We start from the raw sequence: 4,585 nt of genomic DNA, 5'->3' as shown, positions 1-4,585 counted from the left end.
GCCCAGTCCTGCGGGCGGCGCACCACCTCGATGTCGGGGTCCACGCCGTGGTTCTCGACGCCGAAACCGATGCCGCCCTCCAGCCAGGACGCGAACGAGGGCTGGGTGACGCCCGTGCCGTCCGCGAGCTGGGGCCGGCCACCGAGCCCGATCAGCCCGCCCCAGGTGCGGACCCCGATCACCGGGCCGAGGCCGAGCAGCTTGACCGCCGCGTTCACCTTGTCGCCGTCCGAGCCGGAGTACTCGTCGGCGAGCCACGCCAGCGGCCCGCGCGGGGCGTTCATCGGGTAGGTGTGCGGTTCGCTCAGCCGGGGGAACTCCCAGCCCAGGACCCGCCGCGCCAGCCGCTCGACGACCAGCTGGGAGGTGTGGCCGCCGCGGTTGCCGCGCACGTCGAGCAGCAGCCCGTCCCGCTCGGTCTCCACGCGCAGATCGCGGTGCAGTTGGGCCCAGCCGTCGGTCATCATGTCCGGGATGTGCAGATAGCCGAGCCGGCCTCCGGACAGCCGGGCCACCTCGGCGCGCCGCCCGGCCACCCAGGCGTGGTAGCGCAGCGGCTGTTCGTCGGGCAGCGGGACGACGACGGGGTGGCGGGGCGGGCCGCCGTCGGCCGGGTGGACGGTGAGCTGGACGGGACGTCCCGCGGTGCCGGCCAGCAGGGGCGCGGGCCCGGTCACCGGATCGACCCGGTGGCCGTCGACGGCGGCGATGGTGTCCCCGGCGCGGACGGCCACGCCGGGGGCGGCCAGCGGGGAGCGGGCGCGCGGGTCGGACGGTTCGGCGGGCAGGACGCGGGCCACCCGCCAGGCGCCGTCCTCGCCCCGCTCCAGGTCGGCGCCGAGCCAGCCCTGGTCGCCCGGCGGTTCGGCGGGCAGGACGTAGGCGTGCGAGGTGCCGAGTTCGCCCTGGACCTCCCAGAGCACGTCCACCAGGTCGTCGTGGCCGCCGATCCGGTCCAGCAGCGGCCGGTAGCGGTCCAGGTGGGCGGTGTAGTCGACTCCGGCCAGGTCGGCGCGCCAGAAGCGCTGCCGCATCAGCCGGCCCGCCTCGTCGTACATCTGCCGCCATTCGGCGGCGGGGTCCACGGTGAGCCGGATGCGGGAGAGGTCCGGGGTGCGTTCGTCCCCGGCGGCGGGGGTGAGCGGGATGACGCGCAGGCCGTCGCCGGTGTGCAGGACGGCGCGGCGCCCGTCGCCGCTGACCTCGGCGGCGGAGACGCCGCTGGTGATCTCCTCGGCCGCCGCGGTGTCCTCCCCGGTGAGGGGGAAGCGGTGCAGGGTGAGGTGGGGGGCGGGCGGCTCGCCGAGGGTGATGAAGGTGCCCTCGAAGCCGGTCACGGGGTGGCTGAGCCACACCACGCCGTCCTCGCAGGCGCGCAGTCCGCTGTAGCGGCCGGCCGGGACGGGGAACGGCTCCACCCGCTGGTCCAGGCCCTCCGTGTCGACCCGGACGGTGTGGTCGTCGCCGGTGGCGGGGGCGGGCGGGACGGGGCCGAGCGGCGAGGGGACGTCGGCGGCCAGGGTGAGCAGGTGGGGGCGGGCCGCGACCGGGAAGGACAGGTCGAAGATGTGGCTGTCGTAGGCGGGTTCGAAGCTGCGTTCGGAGAGGAAGGCGAGGTGCCGGCCGTCGCGGGTGAAGGCGGGCGCGTAGTCCCGGAAGCGGAGCGGGGTGGCGTCGATGACGGTGTCGTCGGCGAGCCGGGCGAGCTTGATCCGGCTCAGCGGCTGGGGCCCCGGGTGGGACCAGGCGAGCCAGCCGGAGTCCGGGGCGAACACCGGGTCGGCGATCGGGCCGTGCGGGCTGCGGTCCAGTTCCCGTACGGCGCCGGAGGCGAGGTCGGCGAGGAGCAGCCGGCCGTCGTGGGTGGCGAGGGCGGCGGTCGCGGCGTCGGGGGCGAGCGCCAGGGCGCGGACCTCGCCGAGTTCGCCGGAGCCGATGAGGGTGGGCGCGGTGCCGTCGGCCTCGGGGCCCACCGGGCGGACGGCCAGCGCGTCGGCGCCGCCCGTATCGGTGATCCACACCGCCAGGCCGGCCACGAGCCGGGGCAGCCGGGCGCGCACCCCGGGTTCGGCGGCGAGCGCCCGGACCGGGCCGCGGCCGTGCGGCAGCAGATGCAGCATGCCCCGGGTCTCCACCAGGGAGGCGTCCCCGGTGTGGTCGGGCACGGCGGCGGCGAGGTGGTCGGCGGCGCGCGGGTGGTGCGGGCGGCGGGCGGTGCGGGGGCCGCCGAGGGTGACGGCGAGGGGGCGCGGCCCGGTGCCCTCCTCCAGGTCGTCGAGCAGCCACAGCTCGCCGTGCGCGGCGTACACCACGCGGGTGCCGTCGCCGGCCGCGTGCCGGGCGTAGGCGCCGCCGAGCGGGGTGTGCCGGCGCAGCCCGGTGCCGTCGGGGCGCGAGGAGTACAGGGCGCCGGTGCCCTCGTGGTCGGAGAGGAAGGCGATGCGGTCGCCGACCCACTGCGGGTACTCGATGTTGCCGTCCAGGCCGGTGTGCACCCGGTCGAAGGTGCCGCCGCCGTCCGGGTCGAGCCAGAGTTTCCCGGCGGCGCCGCCCCGGTAGCGCTTCCAGCCGGCGGCGTCGCGGTTGCGGCCCATCCGCCCGGTGCGCAGCAGGACGGCGCCGCCGGGGCCGTACGCCACGTCGCCGACCGAGCCGTAGGGCAGGGTGCGGGCGGGTCCGCCGTCCAGCGGGACGGCGCGTGCCCAGGTCCAGCGGGCGTCGGGCTGGCCGGTGCCGCTGAGGGCGATGATCTCGCCGGGGCCGTGCCAGCGGCGTACCTGGGTCTCGTCGTGGGCCCACCAGGTGAGCCGCCGGGCCGGGCCGCCCTCGAACGGGGCGGCGTAGACCTCGGGGGCGCCGTCCCGCCGGGAGGTCCAGGCGATGTGGCGGCCGTCCGGGGATATCCGGGGGTGGCTCGCGGGGGCGTGGTCGGTGGTGAGCCTGCGGGCCCGGCCGCCGTCGGCCGGGGCCACCCAGATGTCGTCCTCGGCGACGAAGGTCACCCATTCTCCGTGCACGTGGGGGAAGCGTGCGTAGAAAGGCAAGGTCATCCACCGGAACGTAGCGGGCCTTCCGCGGCCTGTCACGGGTGATTGCGTCCCCTGGCCGGACGTCTGATGCCGTACATTCATCACACTGGTACGGTTCGCGCAGTTGTACAGGGACGATAAGGACGCTCGAACCATGACGGACCAGCCGCCGCGCGAACAATGGGGGACCCGGCTCGGGTTCCTCTTGGCCGCGATCGGGTCAGCCATCGGCCTCGGAAACATCTGGCGCTTCCCCAAAGTCGCCTTTGACAACGGGGGCGGATCGTTTCTGCTGCCGTATCTCATCGCGCTGCTGACCGCCGGAATTCCGCTGCTGATTCTCGAATACACGATCGGCCGCAAATACCGGGCCTCGCCACCGGCCGCGCTGCGCGCGCTCTACCGGCCCACGCAGGCCATCGGCTGGTGGCAGGTCGCGATCTGCTTCGTGATCGCCACCTACTACGCGGTGATCCTGGCCTGGTCGCTGCGGTACATCGGTTTCTCCTTCACCAAGGCGTGGGGCGACGATCCGAACGGCTTCTTCTTCAACGACTTCCTGAAGGCCGCCGACGAGCCCGGCACCATCAGCGCGTTCGTCCCCGGCGTGGCCTGGCCGCTCATCTTCATCTGGGTGGTGGCGCTCGTCATCCTGGGTCTCGGCGTGCGGCGCGGCATCGAGCGGGCGAACAAGATCTTCATCCCGCTGCTGCTGGTGTTCTTCGGCGTCCTGGTGATCCGCGCGGTGACCCTGGACGGCGCCACGGACGGGCTGAACGCGCTGTTCCAGCCGGACTGGAGCGCGCTCACCAACGGCAGCGTGTGGGTGGCGGCCTACGGGCAGATCTTCTTCTCGCTGTCCATCGGCTTCGGCATCATGATCACCTACGCCTCCTACCTCAACCGCCGCTCCGACCTCACCGGTTCGGCGATGGTGGCCGGGTTCGCCAACAGTTCCTTCGAGATCCTGGCCGGCATCGGTGTCTTCGCCACCCTCGGCTTCATGGCCGCCCAGGCGGGCGTCGGGGTCGAGGACGTGGTCAGCGGCGGCGTGGGGCTGGCGTTCGTGGCCTTCCCGCAGATCGTCTCGGAGATGTGGTTCGGCCAGGCGTTCGGCGTGCTGTTCTTCGGGTCGCTGGTGATCGCCGGGCTCACCTCGCTGATCAGCATCGTGCAGGTCATCGTCGCCGCCGTGGAGGACCGCACCGGCATCAGCCGCACCAGCGCGGTGCTGGCCGTCGGCGGCGCCACCGGCGTGGTGTCCGTCCTGCTGTTCTCCACCGACGGCGGGCTGTACTTCCTGGACGCCGCCGACCACTTCATCAACCAGTACGGCATCGCGCTGGCCGGCCTGGTGCTGCTCGTGATGATCAGCTGGATCGCGCGCAAGCTGCCGATGCTCCAGCGCAACGCCGACGCCACCTCGGCGGTCCTGCTGGGCCGCTGGTGGAAGCTGTGCCTGGGCGTCATCACCCCGGTCGTGCTCGGCTGGATGATGGTCGACAGCCTGATCAACGAATTCCGGGAGAACTACGAGGACCTGCCGACCTCCTTCC

Annotated in this window: 2 protein-coding genes; one reads left to right on the top strand and one right to left on the bottom strand. The window is 73.7% G+C overall.

Going from position 1 to position 4,585, the window contains the following annotated elements; translation table 11 throughout:
• A partial coding sequence (locus ACFV5N_RS24985) for a PDZ domain-containing protein (protein WP_385603973.1) occupies positions 1 to 3,050 on the bottom strand: 3,050 nt, incomplete at its 3' end.
• 133 nt (positions 3,051 to 3,183) lie between these two features.
• Here ACFV5N_RS24985 and ACFV5N_RS24980 point away from each other — a divergent pair.
• A partial coding sequence (locus ACFV5N_RS24980; protein WP_385603970.1) for a sodium-dependent transporter occupies positions 3,184 to 4,585 on the top strand: 1,402 nt, incomplete at its 3' end.

Origin of the sequence: Streptomyces sp. NPDC059853 (genome assembly GCF_042731495.1) — a bacterium.
In the GTDB taxonomy this organism is placed as follows: Bacteria; Actinomycetota; Actinomycetes; order Streptomycetales; family Streptomycetaceae; genus Streptomyces.
Note: the sequence above shows the minus strand (reverse complement) of the source record. Positions and strands in the feature narration are given on the sequence as shown.